Source organism: Bartonella sp. MR168JLCBS, from assembly GCF_042194175.1.
Window position 1 is genome coordinate 1 of sequence record NZ_JBHIMP010000622.1, and the last position, 534, is coordinate 534.

Below are 534 nucleotides of genomic sequence, written 5' to 3' on the forward strand. Positions count from 1 at the left end.
CCCATCACAGCAGACATCAAGGCAAAAGAGCGGGTTTTTCCAGATCCACGTCCTCCCCAAGCAGCACGTACATCAGCTTTTCCGGTAAAAACGGGAATAAGCTTTGGAATGAGAGCGATCTGAGCAGTTATCATTGTAAAGTTTTATGATTGAGAAAGAGAGTTCCCTTTCTCTTTGTATTTTTGAGTTCCTACTGAACAGTGGTTTAGAAGCAATCTGCCTGATCTGCCTAATGATTGTTCAAGAACGCTGTTTTATCCTAAGGATGAATCGGTTACCTCTTTAGTCTACCAGACACATGGATGATCACCCCACCATTGTGCAATATGGAATGAATCATCGTGCATCACAAAAGACTTCTAAGTACCTGATAAATTTGGTGTGCATCATGGAGAGCATCAATAATCATCAAAAGACGCACCACATCCCCGCACGTGCCCAGACACCAGTTCCCCCCCCCGGCACCAATTCCCTCAGACACCATCCCCTCATGCAGGCACCCCCAGACATTTATGATCTCCAAACATCATATCT

At 45.1% G+C, this 534-nt stretch carries 1 pseudogene; it reads right to left on the bottom strand.

Features of this window, described 5'->3' with window-relative positions:
• Nucleotides 1-134 (bottom strand): annotated as a pseudogene (locus ACFIK8_RS13055) (PBSX family phage terminase large subunit); the annotation flags it as partial.
• Nucleotides 135-534: the final 400 nt, after the last annotated feature.